This is a genomic window from Kribbella sp. NPDC051586, assembly GCF_044453965.1.
In the GTDB taxonomy this organism is placed as follows: Bacteria; Actinomycetota; Actinomycetes; order Propionibacteriales; family Kribbellaceae; genus Kribbella.
In genome coordinates, this window is sequence record NZ_JBITDF010000004.1 from 696,633 (window position 1) to 715,004 (window position 18,372).

15 protein-coding genes are annotated in these 18,372 nt (G+C 68.8%); 8 read left to right on the forward strand and 7 right to left on the reverse strand.

Translation table 11 applies throughout. From position 1 onward, the window contains the following. Positions 1–21: 21 nt before the first annotated feature. Complete coding sequence (locus ACIA58_RS30220; protein WP_396407198.1) at positions 22–1,098, reverse strand: BMP family protein; 1,077 nt, start codon at positions 1,096–1,098, stop codon at positions 22–24. Positions 1,099–1,386: 288 nt separating this feature from the next. On the opposite strand from ACIA58_RS30220, the gene ACIA58_RS30225 reads away from it, so the two are divergent. Next, the gene (locus tag ACIA58_RS30225) at positions 1,387–2,568 is read left to right on the forward strand and encodes an amidohydrolase (protein WP_396407199.1); all 1,182 of its coding nucleotides are present in this window, start codon (positions 1,387–1,389) and stop codon (positions 2,566–2,568) included. Positions 2,569–2,673: 105 nt separating this feature from the next. Here the strand turns inward: ACIA58_RS30225 and ACIA58_RS30230 are convergent, their stop codons facing one another. After that, positions 2,674–4,248, reverse strand: coding sequence for a methylmalonyl-CoA mutase (locus ACIA58_RS30230; RefSeq protein ID WP_396407200.1), 1,575 nt, complete (start codon positions 4,246–4,248; stop codon positions 2,674–2,676). 155 nt (positions 4,249–4,403) lie between these two features. Between ACIA58_RS30230 and ACIA58_RS30235 the strand changes: the two genes are divergently transcribed. Both ACIA58_RS30235 and ACIA58_RS30240 read left to right on the forward strand, forming a co-directional pair. Further along, complete coding sequence (locus ACIA58_RS30235; protein WP_396407201.1) at positions 4,404–5,528, forward strand: glycosyltransferase family 4 protein; 1,125 nt, start codon at positions 4,404–4,406, stop codon at positions 5,526–5,528. After that, positions 5,525–6,754: a glycosyltransferase gene (locus ACIA58_RS30240; RefSeq protein ID WP_396407202.1), complete on the forward strand. Its 1,230-nt coding sequence runs from the start codon at positions 5,525–5,527 to the stop codon at positions 6,752–6,754. Before ACIA58_RS30235 ends, ACIA58_RS30240 begins: the two co-directional genes overlap by 4 nt. Here the strand turns inward: ACIA58_RS30240 and ACIA58_RS30245 are convergent. Beyond that, the gene (locus ACIA58_RS30245) at positions 6,751–7,560 is read right to left on the reverse strand and encodes an MBL fold metallo-hydrolase (protein WP_396407203.1); all 810 of its coding nucleotides are present in this window, start codon (positions 7,558–7,560) and stop codon (positions 6,751–6,753) included. The genes ACIA58_RS30240 and ACIA58_RS30245 overlap by 4 nt on opposite strands. Before the next feature lie 230 nt (positions 7,561–7,790). On the opposite strand from ACIA58_RS30245, the gene sdhC reads away from it, so the two are divergent. The 5 genes from sdhC (at position 7,791) to ACIA58_RS30270 (ending at position 12,316) form a co-directional block, all read left to right on the forward strand. After that, positions 7,791–8,123, forward strand: a complete 333-nt coding sequence (sdhC, locus tag ACIA58_RS30250; protein WP_396407829.1) for a succinate dehydrogenase, cytochrome b556 subunit — start codon at positions 7,791–7,793, stop codon at positions 8,121–8,123. Position 8,124: 1 nt separating this feature from the next. After that, positions 8,125–8,580: a succinate dehydrogenase hydrophobic membrane anchor subunit gene (locus ACIA58_RS30255; RefSeq protein ID WP_396407204.1), complete on the forward strand. Its 456-nt coding sequence runs from the start codon at positions 8,125–8,127 to the stop codon at positions 8,578–8,580. Between the two features lie 7 nt (positions 8,581–8,587). Then, entirely contained in the window at positions 8,588–10,330 is a 1,743-nt protein-coding gene (sdhA, locus tag ACIA58_RS30260; RefSeq protein ID WP_396407205.1) for a succinate dehydrogenase flavoprotein subunit, read from the forward strand. Beyond that, the gene (locus ACIA58_RS30265) at positions 10,330–11,034 is read left to right on the forward strand and encodes a succinate dehydrogenase iron-sulfur subunit (RefSeq protein ID WP_396407206.1); all 705 of its coding nucleotides are present in this window, start codon (positions 10,330–10,332) and stop codon (positions 11,032–11,034) included. The genes sdhA and ACIA58_RS30265 overlap by 1 nt, the downstream gene beginning before the upstream one ends. A gap of 118 nt (positions 11,035–11,152) precedes the next feature. Further along, the gene (locus ACIA58_RS30270) at positions 11,153–12,316 is read left to right on the forward strand and encodes a WD40/YVTN/BNR-like repeat-containing protein (protein ID WP_396407207.1); all 1,164 of its coding nucleotides are present in this window, start codon (positions 11,153–11,155) and stop codon (positions 12,314–12,316) included. A gap of 51 nt (positions 12,317–12,367) precedes the next feature. On the opposite strand, the gene ACIA58_RS30275 is transcribed toward ACIA58_RS30270, so the two are convergent. The 4 genes from ACIA58_RS30275 to ACIA58_RS30290 form a co-directional block, all read right to left on the reverse strand. After that, a complete protein-coding gene (locus ACIA58_RS30275) occupies positions 12,368–12,790 on the reverse strand; it encodes a DUF2000 family protein (RefSeq protein WP_396407208.1) in 423 nt (140 codons plus the stop codon). A 98-nt stretch (positions 12,791–12,888) separates the two neighbouring features. Continuing rightward, positions 12,889–14,832 carry a hypothetical protein gene (locus tag ACIA58_RS30280; RefSeq protein ID WP_396407209.1) on the reverse strand — a complete coding sequence of 648 codons (1,944 nt, stop codon included), beginning with the start codon at positions 14,830–14,832 and terminating at the stop codon, positions 12,889–12,891. Then, the gene (locus ACIA58_RS30285; protein WP_396407210.1) at positions 14,829–15,983 is read right to left on the reverse strand and encodes a VWA domain-containing protein; all 1,155 of its coding nucleotides are present in this window, start codon (positions 15,981–15,983) and stop codon (positions 14,829–14,831) included. The genes ACIA58_RS30280 and ACIA58_RS30285 overlap by 4 nt, the downstream gene beginning before the upstream one ends. Continuing rightward, on the reverse strand, positions 15,980–18,364 hold the full coding sequence (locus tag ACIA58_RS30290) for a DUF5682 family protein (RefSeq protein ID WP_396407211.1): 2,385 nt from the start codon (positions 18,362–18,364) through the stop codon (positions 15,980–15,982). The genes ACIA58_RS30285 and ACIA58_RS30290 overlap by 4 nt, the downstream gene beginning before the upstream one ends. Positions 18,365–18,372 lie beyond the last annotated feature (8 nt).

An 18,372-nucleotide genomic window follows, 5' to 3' on the forward strand; every position in this document is an offset into this window, starting at 1 on the left:
ACTACGCAACTACGCGGTGGTTCAGGACGCCTTGGGCTGAACCTTCGACTCGATCGTGATCTTGCCGCTGATGATGTCGGCCTTGATCGTGTCCAGCTCGGACTTCAGGTCGGCCGGGACCTTGCTGTCGAAGTCGTGGAACGGCGCGATCGCCGTACCGCCGTTCTGCAGCGTGCCGGTGAACTGGGTGTTGTCGAACTTGTTGTCGACGACCGAGATCACCGCGTCCTTCACGGCGACGTCCATACCCTTCTCGACGCTGCTCATCAGCACCGAGCAGTACTCCTCGGCGCTCACGCAGCCGTCGGTGTCCACCCAGATCGCGTTGACCTTGCCGTTGCTGGCCTTGGCCGCCTGCAGACCGCCCAGACCCGACGGGCCGGCGACCGGGAACAGGACGTCCGCACCCTGGGTGATCAGGTTCTGTGCGTTGTTCTGGCCCTTGGCCTTGTCCTCGAAGTCGCCTGTGAACAGGCCCTTCTGCTTCTGGTCGTCCCAGCCGAGCACCTGGACGTTCTTGCTCTTCTGCGTGTTGTAGTAGCGCACGCCCTGGGCGAAGCCGTCCATGAAGATGGTCACGGTCGGGATCTGCAGACCGCCGAACGTGCCGACCTTGCCGGACTGCGTCATCGCGGCGGCCAGGTAACCGGCCTGGAAGCTGGACTGCGCGGTGTTGAACAGCAGCGGCTTCAGGTTCGCGATGGGTGCCTTCGGCGCGGAGTCGACGATCGCGAACTTGATGTCCGGGTTCGCCTTGGCCGCGGCCTCGGTGGCGTCCTCGAGCTTGAAGCCGACGGCGACGATGACGTTGCACTTGGCGCTGACCATCGCGGTCATGTTCGTCGTGTAGTCGTTGTCGGACTTCGACTCGGCCTTGACCTCGGTGAGCCCCTTCTCCTTCACCGCGTCCTGCAGCCCCTTGTACGAGGTCTGGTTGAACGACTTGTCGTCGAAACCCCCCGAGTCGGAGACCATGCAGGCCTTGAAGTCCTTGTTGGCGCTACTGCCGGAGCCGCTGTCGCTCGGCTTGCTGCCACAAGCGGCGACGGCAAGCGTCAGCACGCCCACGATCGCCGTTCCCCGCACGTACTTCTTCACCGGACGTCTCCTTCGTCGACCAGATACTTTCCACTCCGGCACGCCTACCCCCACGTGCCGCATCCGCAGACTATAGGGTGCCTGCCGTCTTTCTTTGAACGTCGAGCAGGCCTCGATACCGGAAAGTGACCGGCAGATCCGTCACATTTCGACAACTTCTCCGGCGCGGTCACCCGCTGCGCCGCCCGCGTCACAGTGTGCACGCTCCGTGGCTGCTTTCACCGTGAGTGGTCGTCACGACCGGTGACCGGCGCAGTTCGCCGTACCGCGAGGTGCCACAATCGCCGGATGACTCATCAGTTGCTGGTCGCGGACGTGCTCGCCCGGGTCGAGGCGGTACGCGAGGAGATGGTCCAGGTACGGCGCGACCTGCACGCCCACCCGGAGCTCGGGTGGCACGAGGTGCGCACGACCGAGCTCCTCGAGAAGCAGCTGGTCGAGGCCGGGTTGTCGCCGCGGGTGCTGCCGACGGGGACCGGGCTGATCTGCGACATCGGCTCCGGCGACTCGTGCGTGGCGCTGCGGGCGGACATCGACGCGCTGCCGGTGCCGGACGCTGTCGACGTGCCGTGGCGGTCGACCATCGACGGGGTGGCTCACGCGTGCGGTCACGACGTACACACGTCGGCGCTGCTCGGTGCGGCGCTCGTGCTCGCCGGGATGGCGCGCGACGGGCAGCTGGACCGGCGGGTGCGGGTGATCTTCCAACCGGCCGAGGAAGTGATGCCGGGCGGTGCTCTCGGCGTCATCGCGGCCGGCGGACTCGACGGGGTCCGCCGTATTTATGGGGTGCACTGCGATCCGCGACTGCAGGTGGGTCAGGTCGGGCTCCGGGTCGGTGCGCTGACGGCCGCGGCCGATCGGGTCCTGGTACGGCTGACCGGGCCGGGTGGTCACACCTCGCGTCCTCATCTGACCGCGGACCTCGTCTATGCGCTCGCCACTTTGGTGTCCGAGCTCCCCGCCGCGCTCTCCCGGCGAGTCGACCCGCGCGCCGGCATGTCGCTGGTCTGGGGCCGCATCACCTCCGGCTCGGCCGCCAACGCGATCCCGTCCCGCGGCGAGGCCGAAGGCACCCTGCGCTGCCTCGACGTCAACGCCTGGCGCCTGGCCGAGGAGCTGATCCCGTCACTGGCCGAGCAGATCGTCCGCCCGTACGGCGTCGAGGTCGACACGGAGATCACCCACGGCGTACCGCCGGTCATGAACGACTCGACGGCGATCACCGTCCTCCAGAACGCCGTACATCAGACGCTCGGCTCGAGCGCGATCGCCCCGACCGACCAGAGCCTCGGCGGCGAAGACTTCGCCTGGTACCTCGAACACGTCCCGGGTGCCATGGCCCGCCTAGGCGTCCGCCCACCCACCCAAGAATCAGCCGCCGACCTCCACACCCCCGGCTTCACCCCCTCCGAAGAAGCCATAACCCTGGGCACCACCGTCCTGACCTCAACCGCGTTGCTCGACTGAGGCTCAGCGGGGAGCTGTGGTGGCCCGTTCCGCGGACACCCCGTGGGGACTTTGAACAAGCAATAGCTTGTCCAACGTCCCGAGGTGGGGGTCAAGCGGTGGCGTTCAGAAGGTGTCAGCGGGAACGTAGACGCCCCAGACTTCCCGGAGGGTGTTGCAGACTTCGCCTACTGTGGCCCGGGCCTTCAACGCTTCCTTCATGGGGTAGAGGCAGTTGTCGTTGCCTTGGGCGGCTAGTTTCAGGGCAGCGAGGGCTTTGTCTACGGCCGATTGGTCGCGGTTGGCGCGGAGGTCGGCCAGGCGGGCGGTTTGCTGGGCTTCGATGGTGGGGTCTACGCGGAGCGGCTCGTAGGGCTCCTCCTCGGCGATCTTGAACTTGTTCATGCCGACGACGACGCGTTCTGCGGAGTCGATCTCCTGGGCGATCTGGTACGCCGAGCGTTCGATCTCCTGCTTCTGGAAGCCCTTCTCGATCGCGGCGACGGCCCCGCCGTACTCCTCGACCTGGTCCATCAGCTCGACGGCGGCCTGTTCGACCTCGTCGGTGAGCGACTCGACGACGTACGAGCCGGCGAACGGGTCGACGGTGGCGGTGATGTCGGTTTCGTACGCGAGGACCTGCTGGGTGCGCAGCGCGAGGCGGGCGGCCTTCTCGGTGGGAAGCGCGATCGCCTCGTCGTACGAGTTCGTGTGCAGCGACTGCGTCCCACCGAGCACGGCGGCGAGGCCCTGGATCGCGACCCGGACGAGGTTGACCTCGGGCTGCTGCGCGGTCAGCTGTACGCCGGCCGTCTGGGTGTGGAATCGCAGCATCAACGACTTGGGGTTCTTGGCGCCGAACGAGTCCCGCATCACGCGAGCCCAGATCCGCCGCGCCGCCCGGAACTTCGCGACCTCCTCGAGCAGCGTCGTCCGCGCGACGAAGAAGAACGACAGCCGCGGTGCGAACTCGTCCACGTCGAGCCCGGACGCGACCGCGGCCCGGACGTACTCGATCCCGTTCGCCAGCGTGAAGGCGATCTCCTGCGCGGGTGTCGCCCCCGCCTCGGCCATGTGGTAGCCGGAGATCGAGATCGTGTTCCAGCGCGGCAGCTCCGCCTGGCAGTATGCGAAGATGTCGCTGATCAGCCGCAGCGACTCCTTCGGCGGGTAGATGTAGGTCCCGCGGGCGATGTACTCCTTCAGTACGTCGTTCTGGATCGTGCCGGTGAGCTTGCCGGCGGCAACGCCCTGCTCCTCGGCCACCAACTGGTACAGCAGGAGCAGCACCGATCCCGGCGCGTTGATCGTCATCGAGGTGGACACCTGGTCCAGCGGGATCTTGTCGAACAGCACCCGCATGTCATCGATCGAGTCGATCGCCACACCGACCTTGCCGACCTCGCCGTGCGCGATGGTGGCGTCGGAGTCGTACCCCATCTGGGTCGGCAGGTCGAACGCGACCGACAGGCCCATCGTTCCGTGGTCGATCAGCTGGTGGTACCGCTGGTTCGACTCCGCCGCGGTCCCGAACCCGGCGTACTGCCGCATCGTCCACGGCCGCTGCGTGTACATCGTCGGGTAGACGCCCCGGGTGTAGGGGAACTGCCCCGGCTCACCCAGCTTCGCAGCCGGGTCGAACCCGTCCAGCGGTTCGTACACCGGCGCGAACTCGAACCCTGACTCGCTGCGATGACTCATCCCCCCACCGTAGGCCGAACCACCGCCGCACTGGTATGTACGATCAGGGTGACATCGAGCACGCGCGGTGACGACGCCCACCCGTCGACAGGGCATCGACGCCGTGTCACGAGAGCGTCGCCCAGGGTTCATGCGCGGTGAGGAACCTTCGACGTGTGCGAATCGTGATGGTGGCCGAGACCTTCCTGCCGCAGATCAATGGCGTGGCGAACACGGCTCGCCACGTCGCCGACCGGCTGCGCGCCCGGGGGCACGCGCTGCTGATCATCGCCCCCGGGCCGGGCCCCGACGCGTACGGCGACGTACCGGTGATCCGGGCCCGCAGCTTCCGGACGCCCGGCTACAAGGAGTACCCGGTCGGCCTGCCCGATCCGTCGATCGAGCGCGCGATGGCCGACTTCAAGCCCGACCTGGTGCACCTCGCCTCACCGTTCATCATCGGCGCGTACGGCCTGCGCGCGGCCCGCAAGCTCGGGCTGCCGACGGTCGCGATCTTCCAGACCGACATCGCCGGCTTCGCCCGTCAGTACCCCTGGTACGCCGCTGCCGACCGCGGCATCTGGCGCTGGGTACGGCGGACGCACTCGCGGGCCGACCGCACTCTCGCCCCGTCGTCCTCGGCCGTCGATGCGCTGGTGCAGCGCGGCGTACCCCGGGTCCACCTGTGGGGTCGTGGCGTGAACCTCGACCTCTTCGACCCCACGAACCGCAGCGAGCAGTGGCGCCGGGAGATCTCGCCGGACGGCAAGCCGATCGTCGGGTACGTCGGCCGGCTGGCCGCGGAGAAGAAGGTCCGCCGGCTCGCCGAGCTGACCGAGCTGGACTGCCGGATCGTGGTCGTCGGCGACGGACCGGACCGCGCCTCGCTGGAGAACGCGTTGCCGACGGCAACCTTCCTCGGGATGCGCCGGGGCGCCGACCTCGCCTCGATCTTCGCCGGGCTGGACGTGTTCGTGCACACCGGTGAGCACGAGACGTTCTGCCAGACGATCCAGGAGGCGCAGGCCTCCGGCGTGGCCACCGTCGGCCCGGCCGCGGGCGGCCCGCTCGACCTGATCCACCCGGGCGAGAACGGCCTGCTGTTCGAGCCGGGCAAGCCGGGATCGCTGCGCGACCAGGTCAAGATCATGCTCGACCACCCGCAGGCCCGCAGCCGGATGGCCGCGAGCGGATTGGAACGGGTCCAGTCCCGGACCTGGCCGGCGGTCGTCGACGACCTGGTCGACCGCCACTACGCCGAGGTCCTGCGTGAAGCAGCGGCGATCCGGCGGGCCGCATGACGGGGCTGCGAATCGCCCAGCTGGCGAACTTCGTCGGCCCGACCTCCGGTGGCATGCGCACCGCGATCGAGCAGATCGGCCGGGGGTACGTCGAGGCCGGTGCCGAGCGGATCGTGATCACACCGGGCGAGCGCGACGAGGTGACCGAGACCGAGTTCGGCACCGTCGTCCGGGTGAAGGCGCCGAAGGTGAGCGGCGGCTACCGCCTCATCACCAACCCGTGGAACGTGATCGACGTACTGAAGAAGTTCGGGCCGACCACGGTCGAGATCTCGGACAAGTCGACGCTGCTCCCGGTCGCGCGCTGGGCCCGCCGCAACGACGTCGGCACGATCCTGTTCAGCCACGAGCGTCTGGACGCGATGCTTGCGCTCGGTTCGGCCCGTCCCGGTCAGCTAGGCGGCCACGACGTACTGCGGCCCGGCCGGATGCTCGGTGAGGTCAGCCAGCGCACCAGCCGCTGGACCGGTGAGAGCGTGCAGCGCCGCGCCGAGGGCGTGAAGGCGAGCCAGCTCCACGTGGTCGCGACCGTCGCCGCGCTCTACCGGATCCTCAGCCGCACGTACGACGCGGTCGTGGTCACGTCCAGGTACGCCGCCGCGGAGTTCGACGAGGTGACCACCCCGCTGGTCCGGATCCCGCTCGGGGTCGACCTGGACACCTTCCACCCGTCGCTGGCCGAGCCGGTCGACGACGGCGTACTCAAGCTGGTGCACGCGGGCCGGCTGTCGCGCGAGAAGAGCCCGCACCTCGCGGTCGCCACCGCGGCCGAGCTGCACCGGCGCGGCGTGAAGCTGCGGATGGACGTGTACGGCACGGGCCCGCACCTCGACGAGCTGATCGAGATCGCGGGCGACGCGCCGATCACCTTCCACGGGTACGTCGACGGCCGCCGGGCCCTCGCCGAACACCTCGCCGAGGCCGATATCGCACTGTCCGTCTGCCCCGGCGAAACCTTCGGCCTGGCCGTCCTCGAAGCCCTCGCCGCCGGCACCCCGGTCGTCACCGCCAACACCGGCGGCGCCCGCGAACTGGTCGACGAAACCTGCGCCCGTTGGGCCCCGGCCAACCCTTCCGCACTGGCCGACGCCACGCTCTCCCTCGCCGACCTGCCCGGCCGTCGCACCGCGGCCCGCCGACGGGCCGAGCTCTACACCTGGCAGAACTGCGTCGACCGCCTGCTCGCCCTGCACACCCGCCTCGCCCGGACCCGCATCGCCGCCTAGGTCAGGTGGTCGTAGTCGCCCCGGGTCCAGGCGGCGTGGCGGTCGGCGGAGCGGCGTACGACGGCCTTGGCGTCGGTCGGGATCGAGGCGCCGAAGTTGTTGTAGAGGCGGTCGTACTCGTAGGGGTCCAGGGAGCGGGCGACCCGGTCGACGACGGCGCCGGACAGCGGGATGCGGTTCGGGTAGCTGCGCATGAAGCTCACCGACGTCCGGTCGGGGTTGGCGAAGATGGTGTCGCCCGACAGGATCACACCCTTGCCTTCGGCACCGTTCTGCCAGTGGACGACCGCGCTGCCGGGGAAATGACCGCCGGGTTGGAGAACGGTCACTCCGGGTAGCGGCGTCAGCGTGCCCGACCAGGTCTCGATGACCGGGTCCTGGCGGGCGACCCACTCCTTGTCCGGCTCCGAGACGTACACCGGTACGTCGCCGAGGCGGTGGCTCCACTCGACCTGGACGCCGTACATGTGCGGGTGGCTGGCGATGATCCCCACCACCTCGCCGAGCTCACGGACGCGGCGTACGGCGTCGTCGTCCACGTAGCCGATCGGGTCCCAGAGCAGGTTGCCCTCGTCGGTGACGACCAGCATCGACTGCTGCCCGATCCCGATCGGCGGCTTCGAGCGCACGCCGTACAGGTTCGGCTCCACCTCGTCGATGGTCACCTCGGTCCCGGCCAGCTCCTCGAGCGTGGTCCAGTGCTGCCCGTCGGCGGGCACCCACTGCCGCTCGTCGGCGCAGATCGCGCACACGTCCACCTGCTCGGAGTGCTCGACCGCACAGGTTGCACAGATCCAGAAACTCACTGTAGTTCTCCCCTTCGGTTCTGATGTGCCGTCAGCCAACGCGTTCAAGCTCGGTTGAAGTCAAGCTACGACGCGACCGAGATCACATGCTCCGCGATCGATGTCACAGCTGTCAGGACATTTCACCGCAGCGTGCGGGTCTAGCATCAAAGACGATTCGGCGAAACTCGTTCGAGGAGGATCTGGTGCCCAGCAAACCAGCCGGCACGCTGTACCGCGGCCGGGAGGGCATGTGGTCATGGGTCGCGCACCGCATCACCGGTGTCGGCATCTTCTTCTTCCTGCTGGTGCACGTGCTGGACACCGCGCTGGTCCGGGTCTCCCCGCACGCGTACAACGAGGTCATCGGCACCTACAAGAACCCGATCGTGGGCCTGCTCGAGGTCGGGCTGGTCGCCGCGATCCTGTTCCACGCGTTCAACGGCATCCGGCTGATCCTGGTCGACTTCTGGGCCAAGGGCCCGCGCTACCAGCGGCAGCTGATGATCGTCGTCGGAGTGATCTGGGTGGTCCTGTTCGTCCCGTTCGTCATCCGCCATCTGACCCACGTGTTCGGAGGCTGAGATGAGTGACATCGCGGCGCCCCGGTCGAGCAGCCGGTCGCGGAACCTGAAGGGCGGCGGCCGGAACCGCTCGGGCCAGACCAACTTCGAGCTGTACAGCTGGCTGTTCATGCGGCTGTCCGGCCTGGCGCTGGTGATCCTCGTACTCGGGCACCTCTTCGTGAACCTGATGCTCGGCGGCGGCATCACCGCGCTGGACTTCGGCTTCGTGGCCGGCAAGTGGGCCAACCCGCTCTGGCAGGTCTGGGACCTGCTGATGCTGTGGCTGGCGATGCTGCACGGCTCCAACGGCCTGCGCACGATCATCAACGACTACGCCGAGAAGGACCAGACCCGGTTCTGGCTGAAGGCCCTGCTGATCACGGCCGCGATCGTGATCGTCGTCCTCGGCACCCTGGTGATCTTCACCTTCGACCCGTGCCTGGACCCCAACTCCACATTGTCTGTCTGTAGGTAAGGAAGTCATGCAGCAGCATCAGTACGACGTCATCATCGTCGGCGCAGGTGGTGCCGGAATGCGCGCGGCTCTCGAATCCAGCAAGCGCACGCGCACCGCGGTACTCACCAAGCTCTATCCGACTCGATCGCACACGGGTGCGGCCCAGGGCGGCATGTGCGCCGCGCTGGCGAACGTCGAGGAGGACAACTGGGAGTGGCACACCTTCGACACGGTCAAGGGCGGTGACTTCCTGGTCGACCAGGACGCGGCCGAGGTGATGTGCCGGGAGGCCGTCGACGCGGTCCTCGACCTGGAGAAGATGGGCCTGCCGTTCAACCGGACCGCCGAGGGCAAGATCGACCAGCGGTTCTTCGGCGGACACACCCGCAACCACGGCGAGGCCGTCGTACGCCGGTCCTGCTTCGCGGCGGACCGCACCGGCCACATGATCCTGCAGACGCTGTACCAGCAGTGCATCAAGCAGAACGTCGAGTTCTTCAACGAGTACTACGTTCTCGACCTGCTGATGACCGATGGCAAGGCCAGCGGCGTGGTCGCGTACGAGCTGGCCACCGGCGAATTGCACGTCTTCTCGGCCAAGTCGGTGATCTTCGCCTCCGGCGGGTTCGGCAAGGTCTTCCGGACGACGTCCAACGCGCACACGCTCACCGGCGACGGGATGGGCATCGTGTGGCGCAAGGGCCTGCCGCTGGAGGACATGGAGTTCTTCCAGTTCCACCCGACCGGCCTGGCCGGTCTCGGCGTACTGCTGTCGGAGGCGGCCCGCGGCGAGGGCGGCATCCTGCGGAACAAGGACAACGAACGCTTCATGGAGCGGTACGCGCCGACCGTGAAGGACCTGGCGCCGCGCGACATGGTCGCCCGCGCGATGGCGAACGAGGTCCGCGAGGGCCGCGGCTGCGGTCCGGACGGCGCGTACGTGATGCTCGACCTGACCCACCTCGAGCCCGCCCACATCGACGCGAAGCTGCCGGACATCACCGAGTTCGCGCGCACGTACCTGGGCGTGGAGCCGTACACCGAGCAGATCCCGGTGTTCCCGACCGCGCACTACGCGATGGGCGGCATCCCGACCAACATCAGGGGCGAGGCGCTGGCCAACAACGACGACGTGATCCCGGGCCTGTACGCCGCCGGCGAGGTCGCGTGCGTCTCGGTGCACGGTGCGAACCGCCTGGGTACCAACTCGCTGCTCGACATCAACGTGTTCGGCCGGCGAGCGGGGATCGCCGCCGCGGAGTACGCCGAGGCGGCGGTCTTCGAGGACCTGCCCGACGACCCGTCGGCGTACGTCGTGGAGCTCGTCGAGGGGCTGCGCAACTCGACCGGCGAGGAGCGGATCGCGGCGATCCGGTCCGATCTGCAGGCCACGATGGACCTGAACGCGCAGGTGTACCGGACCGAGGGCTCGCTGAAGCAGGCGCTGATCGACATCGAGGCGCTCAAGGTCCGCTTCGCGAAGGTCGCCGTCCAGGACAAGGGCAAGCGGTTCAACACCGACCTGCTCGAGGCGGTCGAGCTCGGCTTCCTGATCGACCTGGCCGAGGTGCTGGTGGCGGGCGCGCTGGCCCGCACAGAGTCCCGCGGCGGGCACTTCCGCGAGGACTACGACAAGCGCGACGACGTGAACTTCATGCGGCACACCATGGCGTACCGCGAGGTCGATGCCGAGGGCAACGTGAACATCCGGCTCGACTACAAACCGGTCGTGCAGACCCGTTACAAGCCGATGGAGCGCAAGTACTGATGGACGTCAAGGTCAAGATCCTGCGGTACAACCCCGAGGTCGTCGACGAGGCCGAGTGGAAGACGTACTCCGTCACGCTCCAGCCGACCGACCGGGTGCTGGACGCGCTGCACCAGATCAAGTGGGAGCAGGACGGCACGCTGACCTTCCGGCGGTCCTGCGCGCACGGCGTCTGCGGCTCGGACGCGATGCGGATCAACGGCCGGAACCGGCTCGCCTGCAAGACGCTGATCAAGGACCTGAATCCGGACAAGGAGATCACCGTCGAGCCGATCAAGGGCCTGGCGGTGCTCAAGGACCTGGTCGTCGACATGGACCCGTTCTTCGAGGCGTACCGCTCGGTGATGCCGTTCCTGGTCACCAGCGGTCACGAGCCGACCCGGGAGCGGATCCAGTCGCCGGAGGACCGGGCCCGGTTCGACGACACCACCAAGTGCATCCTGTGCGCCGCCTGTACGACGTCCTGCCCGGTGTTCTGGTCCGACGGCCAGTACTTCGGCCCGCAGGCGATCGTCGGCGCGCACCGGTTCATCTTCGACAGCCGCGACGAAGGCACCGAGCAGCGGCTGGAGATCCTCAACGACAAGGAAGGTGTCTGGCGCTGCCGGACCACCTTCAACTGCACCGACGCCTGCCCCCGCGGGATCGAGGTCACCAAGGCGATCCAGGAAGTGAAGCGAGCGCTCATCTTCCGCCGGGTGTGAGCGGGCGGCGTGCTCGGTTGCGCCTGCCGTCGCCTAAACTTCATCCCGGCCGAATCGTGTGCCACGCAGCCTCTGCCCTCGCGAGGACAGAGGCTGCTCGTCAGCCCGGGGGGTGATCGTGCAGCAGCGTGTCCGTGAGTTCTTCGACCGCTACTACCCCCGGCTGGTGGAGCTGCTGGAGCGCTGCGGCGTACCCCGGAGCAAACCGCCGCTGCTGGTCCTCGGTGTGCTGGCCGCCACGACGTCGGTCGTCGTCGCGTCAGCGATCTGGGTCTCGCACCGGACCGCGGGCGACTCGGGGCCGGTGGCGATCGAGCCCGCGGCCGCCGGGCGGGCCGGCACGGAGGTGGTGAACGCCGAGCGGGCGCAGGTGCTGTCGATGACGATGGTGACCCGGAACCGGTGGGCGGCCGGCTGGTCCGACTGCACCACCAGCCCGAACTGCCGGTACGCCGCGGTGCTCGACCGCGACGGCGAGCGCGCCACCTCCCCGGAGTGGCCGGTGCCGTACGCGACCCTGCGGACGGGTGACGAGGCGATCGCGGTCGCCCCGCCGCGCGAGGGCACGCTGACCGGCGACACGTCGATGATGTTCCGGATGACGTACGACGGCCCGGTGCTGACCCGGCTCCGGTACCGGCTGTCCACCTCGACGTTCGCGCCCGGCGAGATCCTCAGCGACCAGATCGTCCCGGGCCGGATCGTGGTGGTGAATCCGACGGAGTCGACGGTCCGGATGCTCGACACCCGCGGTACCCGCTCGCCGGTCTGCGACGCCAGCGGCCGGTGCTGGGCCCTGACCGGGGTCGGCCGGACGGACATGATCTGGACCGACGACGGCGGCAAGACGTGGCGCTCGCAGGCGCTCGACAGCCACAACCAGCTCGGGCAGCTCGCGGTCAGCCCGGACGGCAAGACGCTGGTGACGACCTCGGTGGTCGTCGGTGACAGCGGCCAGGCGGTCGCGAAGATGCGCATCTCGACCGACCGCGGGGTGACCTGGACGGATGTCCAGCACCCGCCGCAGAGTCTGAACACGCCGCCGCTCGCGTTCGACGACGGTACGGCGCTGATGCTCGGCGGACGGATGAACGACCGGCCGCGGCTGTACCGCGTGCGGAACGGCGCGGCCGACCTGGACCGCGGGTATCCGGGGGACCTGGCCGACCTGTCCGGCGACGCGCATCTGATGTACGGGTTCGAGGTGCCGAAGCGGCGTACGACGGAGGTCGTGCTCAGCACGGACGAAGGCGCTACCTGGACGAAGTTCGCGCCGCGCTAGTCGAGCTGGGACGCCAGGCAGGCGAGGCCGTCGCTCCGGAGCGGTACCTGCTCAGTGGTGCATGGCGGCGCCCTTGAGCACCTTGTCGACCGCGTTCTTCGGGCCGTAGCAGGCGATCCCGACCAGGTCGAGGTCCGCGGTGGTGACCGCCTTCACCGCGGCCCGGTTGTCCCGGTCGTTGCCGGTAGTAAACAAGTCCTGGGTGAACACCGCGTGCTCGAGCTCGCGACGGAGCGCGCGGTCGTGGGCCACGGCCATGAACTCCTTGCTGCCCTCGAACACCATCACCGGCTGACGAAACATCGGCAGGTACTGGACGTCGTCGGCGTCCTCGTAGGGCTCGCCCACGACCTCCGGGTGCGTGGCCGCGATCCCACTGACCAGGAACGCAGTCACGTTCAACCGCTGCCACACCGCCAGGTCGTCGCGTAGCAGTACGGCGATCTTCGTATCGAATCTGATCGGCTCATCCACACCACCGATGGTCGCGGCCGGCCCCGGCGGCGGTCTTGTACGTTTTAAGCCTCTCCGATCTCGCTCAACAGCTTGCGCAGCGTCTCTCCTCGAGGCGCTCAGCCGGTGAGGAGCTGCGTGACCTGCAGGGTCAGGTAGAAGGACCGCAGCAACCCGATCGGCGGGGCAGCGCCGAGACCGTCCGGGAAGACGTCGAATCCGGCCGACCGCAGCGCTTGGTGACGCCTGTCCAGCTCATGGTTGAAGGCTCCCGCGGAGACCGCGCCGGTGCCGCGCTCGGCCTGCTGGATCAGCCAGCTGCGGAGGTCGAGCAACTGACGTGGAGGTGGCGCTGTTGTCAGGGTCGTCTGGGTCGTCTGGGTCGGAGCGATCCTGGACAACCGCCGCCGATCTGGTGCGACGGCGCCGAAGTGAAGCGCATCGACAGCGTCCCCGGCCCGGCGAGCTGGATCGATCAGGCTCAGCGGTTCGCCGACCAGCCCCTCGGCGGCGCGCTTGATCCTGGCCACGACCAGCGTCCCGGGCGCCGGCCGCGGCAGCGCCTCGATGCGGGCGACCGCCTGCGAAGTCTCGGCCGAATAGGGCACGCGCAACGGAAGTGCGTCGCCGGCCGCATCAGTGACCGGCCACTCGATCCGCTGCAGAGCCTCGTCGAAGTGCGCGGACCCGAACTCGGCAGGGCGCAGTACAGCCCACTCGCGCTGCGGACCGTCCTGCTCCAAGAGGCTCAGCATTCGTCCGCCAAGCAGCTCGGCCCAGCGGTCGGCGATCGGTACGGCGGCTGCGATCGCGGCACCGGACATCGGATCGTCGAAGGCGTGCGTACTGTCGACGCCGGACAGGCGGCCGCTCGCGGTCAGCCGCGCACCGGTCAGCTTGACCCGCGCGCCGGTCGCATCCGAGGGACTGTTCAGACCGACCCACGGACCGGGCATCGTGTACCGCGAGCGCGGATCGAAGATCAGGCTGCCCGGCCGTGTGTCCGTCCAGGTCACCGGCCGGCTCTCGTCGACGGACCAGAACACCACCGTCAGACCGGCGAACCCGGACGCAGACCGCCACGGGAATGCGCCGAGACCAATCAGCTCGAGCCTCCCTGCCAGCTCGAACCGCCCGCGCGCGGATCCGACCAGCCGCGGAACATCACCGAGTACGCCGAGCGCGCTGACCAATGCGTACGCCGTGGCGAGCTGGTCGAGCAACTGATGCTCGTCGGCCTGGGCCGAGCGCGCCAGGGCCAGCTCGATCTGCCCGGCGAGACTACGCAGTACGCCGGCCAGCCGGTAGTACTCCGCGCCTCGGGCCGACACCGCCAGCGTCTCGTACCGCTGGAAGAGCGACTCCGACAGATGGGCGATCCCGAGCTGGATCGTGTCGCGCAGCAACTGCTCGACGGCGACCCGGAGCATGGCACGATTCTCGTTGGCGGCCTTGACCACCGGCGTACGACGCTCGAACGGCTCCAGTTCCACGCCAGCGGCCAGTTGGTAAGCGAGGACGGCAGCAACCTGGTACTTCTCGATCGACGGCAGCTTGCCATCGGCAACCAGTCCGGCGATCCCGCCGCCCATCCAGTGGAAGCTGATCCGCGGACTCAGCAACGTCAGCACGAGATGACGCCCCACCTCGATCCGGATCCCGTCCTCGACGTCCTCGACGTACTCCCGCGCCCAGCGGTACGCCGTCGTCCCCGCGAACTCGCGCAGCTCGGCCGCGGTCAGCCGCAGCAGCTCCGCACCGACCTGCTCATCCCCAGGGCTGTTGTCCACCGCGGCCAGCCACAGGCCGGCAGCGATCACGTGCTGACAGGTCGAGCCACTCGGACAGCTGCAGGTCGCCGCGGTCGGTCCCACCGCGCCGAACGTGACGGTCGCGGCTCCAACCGCCACCTCCAGCGAATCCGTGCCCTCAGCAACAATCGACGGCGCTGTCCGCTCGAGGTCCTTCCGGGCCCGGCGCAGCAGACCCTTCGACGCAAGCGCGGCCCACGCGTCGTCGTCGTACCGGCGGAGCACCCCGACCAGCTCGGGCCGGATGCTCATCCGGTCGCCTCGACCAGCCAGGACGCCAGCTGTCCCGGCGTGAGGGCCGCGATCTGCAAGCCCTCGTCAGCGAGCCGGCCCGCGATCGCCTTGTCGTAGAAGGGCTCCGCGGCTCCGTCGAGCGAGGCCAGGCCGAGCAGCTTCACCCGCGCCTCGGCCAGGTCGCGCACGGCCCGGACCAGATCGGTCGGCGAACCGCCCTCACAGAAGTCGGTGACGAGGACGAGCACGGTGCGGTGCGGGTTCTCGACGAGTTGGGCGCAGTACCGGACGGCTTTGGCGATGTTGGTGCCGCCGCCGAGCTGTACTCGCATCAGCACCTCGACCGGATCGTCCGCGTGCGCGGACAGATCGACGACCGAGGTGTCGAACACGACCAGCCGGATGCGGAACGCGGGCAGCCCGGCGAGGATGCCGGCCATCACCGCGCTGTGGATGACCGAGCCGGCCATGCTGCCGCTCTGGTCGACGCAGACGATGATGTCCCACGGCAACCGGCGGGCGTTGCGCTCGAAGAACAGCACGTCGGCGAGCACCAGCCGTTGGCCTTCGGGGTCGTAGTTCTTCAGGTTGCGGCGGATGGTGCCGTGCGGATCGAAGTTCGCGGCGACCTGGAGCGGCGAGTGCCGGTGCTGATTGAGCCGGCCGGCCAGCGCGGCGCGCACCTCCATCTCGAGCCGCCGGCGCAGCTCTTCGACGACCTGCCGGATGATCCGGCGCGCGACGACCAGGGTCTCCTCGCCGAGGTGGCCCTTGAGGGCGAGCAGCGTCTTCAGCAGGTCCTCGTCCGGCTCGAGCCGCGCGAGCAGGTCGGGATCGGAGATCAGCTCGGTCAGGCCGTACCGGTCCAGGGCGTGACGCTCGACGATCTCTACGGTCTCGCGTGGGAACAGCTCGCGGACCTCCGACAGCCAGGTCACCAGCGCCGGCGCCGAAGGGCCGCTGCCGCCGGGCTGAATCCGGTCCGTGGGCTGTCCGTCCCCGGAGCCCTCCTGTTCGCGTACGCCGCGACCGCCGTACTCACGCCCGTACAGGTAGTCCAGCGCCGCCTCCATCCGCGCTTGCGGACTGCCGTCGGGCGCGGAACCGAGCTGGCCGTCGGAGTACCGCCCCAGGACGAGCCGCCACCGCTCAACCTCGGATTCGCTCATGCCGCACCTCCGCCGGTCAGCCAGCCGGCGAGGCCGTCGCGCTCCAGCAGTCCGCGGGCTTGCTCGGACACGTGCAGGTGACGTTGGACTTCTTCGGCACTGACACTCGGGATCGTCATCGAACCCAGGTCTGACAGTCCCTTCAGCGCAGCCACGAGCTTCGCGACGCGATCGGTTTCCGCCGGGGTCAGATCGGCGAATGCGAGGCGCAGGTCAGGCAGGTGCCGGACGAAGGTCGCCTGGTCCCAGCCGGACAGCCGGCGATCGAGCTCGACGAGCAGACCGTGCTCCTGCCACGCCGCCTCGCGAGCCGTCATCAGGAGACCGGACACGAACGCGACCCCGGCCACGGGCGACACCCCACCGGCCAGGTGTCCGGCGACCCGAGTAACCACCTCGTCCGTCCCGGATCGGCCCGCCGAATAGGCGATCCCGGTCGCAGCGCCCTGGACGAACGGCTCTGCGTGTCCATCGGAGATCCTGTCCACGAGGTCCCAGTACAGCGCTCCATCGAGCTCACCGCCGGTCTCGGCGACGACGAGATCCCGGAGCCGCACGAGGGCCTCCGCGGTCGGGCGAGCATCCCCGGTCAGCTGCCGGCCGAGGTAGATGGCCCGCTGGTACGCCGTACGCACCAAAGCCGGAAGCTCCGCGAGTTTGCGCGCCTCCAGTGGCTCGCGGGCCTCCCACAGCAAGGCGAGCTGGGTGACCGCCACACCGACAGCCGGGAACGCCGCATCCGCTGCGATGCTCGACCCGACCAGCTCGAGCGTCTCCCCGACCTGTCCGTGCAGCCCGAGCACGCAGGCCTGTGCGAGCAGCGCGACCGCCTCCGACGCGCCGACGCCCGCCGTACGTCGTTCGGCCAGGATCTCGGCGAATCGCGTCGTCACTGCGGTCTGCATCGTCGTTCCGTAGATCGATGCCTCGACCAACGAGCCTTCGACGACCGGCGTCCAGCTGTAGTCCCATTTCTCGTGCAGGCGGGCCAATCCTGAACCGTGCACGAAGTCAGGCCCGGCGGTCCGGTGCGCGAACGGCACCCGGAGAAGTGCCATCCCGTGCAGCAACCGGGACGTCTCGCGATGGGCGGCGTTGCGGTAGAGATCGAGCGAGGTCGACTGCCGGCCGGGCTCGTCGACCCGCAGCCGTTGTCGCCGCAGGCGCTGCAACGTGTCCTCGACGAGCGGCGTCCGACCCGCGCCAGGCGGCAGCCGGCCCATCGCGTCGCCCGTCAGCGTGTACGTGCTCGCCGCCCGGACAAGCACGCCCTCGACGTCGATATCGCCTTTCACAAAACAGCTCTGGACGGCGTCGAGAAGATCGCTGCGCAGCGGCGCCGGGTGCTCGCGCAAGGCGGCCAACCGCACCGCGTGCTCGAACGCGGCAGCCACGGACGGCAGCGGCAACGGCAACCGATGCCGCTCGCGCAGCTCGGTGCTGATATCCAGCAGTGCGGTCAAGGTCGCCGCGACGCGCGGATCCTGGCCTGGCGGCGGATCGTTCAGATTCGTCCAGAGTCGTTGGTGCCAGGCCGGCGACGTCATCCCGGCGCTGTAGCCGTTCAACCGCTCCAGTCGCTCGAACGTGTAGCGAATCAAGGCCGAGTCGCCCGTCACATCCTTCGTACCGATGCTCGGGCGTGGAGGTGGATCTGCCAGCAGGGCAGGGAAGGCAACCGCGTGGAAGCCGCCGACGACCGCGAGCACCGGCCCGTCACTCGGCCTTCGATCCGCCAACGCCGCCCGGATCTGCCAGACCATCTCCGCTTCGCGCGACGTCGTACCGTCGGCGGCGAGGTCCTCCTCACTCCGGTCGGCACGGGCCGTCAAGCAGTACGCCGCCATCCGGGCGATCTGCTCGGTCGTGCTGGCCGTCGGCGCGTCAGACTCGAACAGCAGCTCCCAGAGGTCCTCGTCGTCCGCGCAGCCGAGACGCTTGGCCAGGAGCCGCAGACTCTCGCTGTGCCGGAAGTGACGTTCGTCGAGGAGCGATGCGCCCTCCTCACCGCGATCCTGCGGCGCCTGCTCGGCGAGATCCAGGTCGATGAAGCGACTCGGGATGCCGGCTGCGGCTGCGTCCCGGAGCGCGACCAACTCGGGCGAGTAGTCACAGAACGGGTAGTACGCCGCCCAGCGGTCGGCGCCCCGCGCCGCATACGTGTAGACCGCCAAGGGCATCTGGGCGTCCTGATGAGTCAGCAGCGGGATGATCGGTGTGAACGCGCGCGGACCTTCGACCAGGACGGCACTCGGTCGGCGCTGCCGGATGAGACGGCGCACCAGCAGCGCACAGGCTGGACTGTGGTGCCGGACCGGTACGACGACGAGATCGTCGCGGACCAGCTCGGCAGCCAACTCCCGGACATTCCCCGCATCCACAGCGGACC

Excerpts from the sequence above, each read along its gene's own strand:
- ACIA58_RS30225 (WP_396407199.1), top strand. The coding sequence starts at position 1,387 with ATGACTCATCAGTTGCTGGTCGCGGACGTGCTCGCCCGGGTCGAGGCG.
- ACIA58_RS30230 (WP_396407200.1), bottom strand. The coding sequence starts at position 4,248 with ATGAGTCATCGCAGCGAGTCAGGGTTCGAGTTCGCGCCGGTGTACGAA.
- ACIA58_RS30240 (WP_396407202.1), top strand. The coding sequence starts at position 5,525 with ATGACGGGGCTGCGAATCGCCCAGCTGGCGAACTTCGTCGGCCCGACC.
- sdhC (WP_396407829.1), top strand. The coding sequence starts at position 7,791 with ATGTGGTCATGGGTCGCGCACCGCATCACCGGTGTCGGCATCTTCTTC.
- ACIA58_RS30255 (WP_396407204.1), top strand. The coding sequence starts at position 8,125 with ATGAGTGACATCGCGGCGCCCCGGTCGAGCAGCCGGTCGCGGAACCTG.
- sdhA (WP_396407205.1), top strand. The coding sequence starts at position 8,588 with ATGCAGCAGCATCAGTACGACGTCATCATCGTCGGCGCAGGTGGTGCC.
- ACIA58_RS30265 (WP_396407206.1), top strand. The coding sequence starts at position 10,330 with ATGGACGTCAAGGTCAAGATCCTGCGGTACAACCCCGAGGTCGTCGAC.
- ACIA58_RS30280 (WP_396407209.1), bottom strand. The coding sequence starts at position 14,832 with ATGAGCATCCGGCCCGAGCTGGTCGGGGTGCTCCGCCGGTACGACGAC.
- ACIA58_RS30285 (WP_396407210.1), bottom strand. The coding sequence starts at position 15,983 with ATGAGCGAATCCGAGGTTGAGCGGTGGCGGCTCGTCCTGGGGCGGTAC.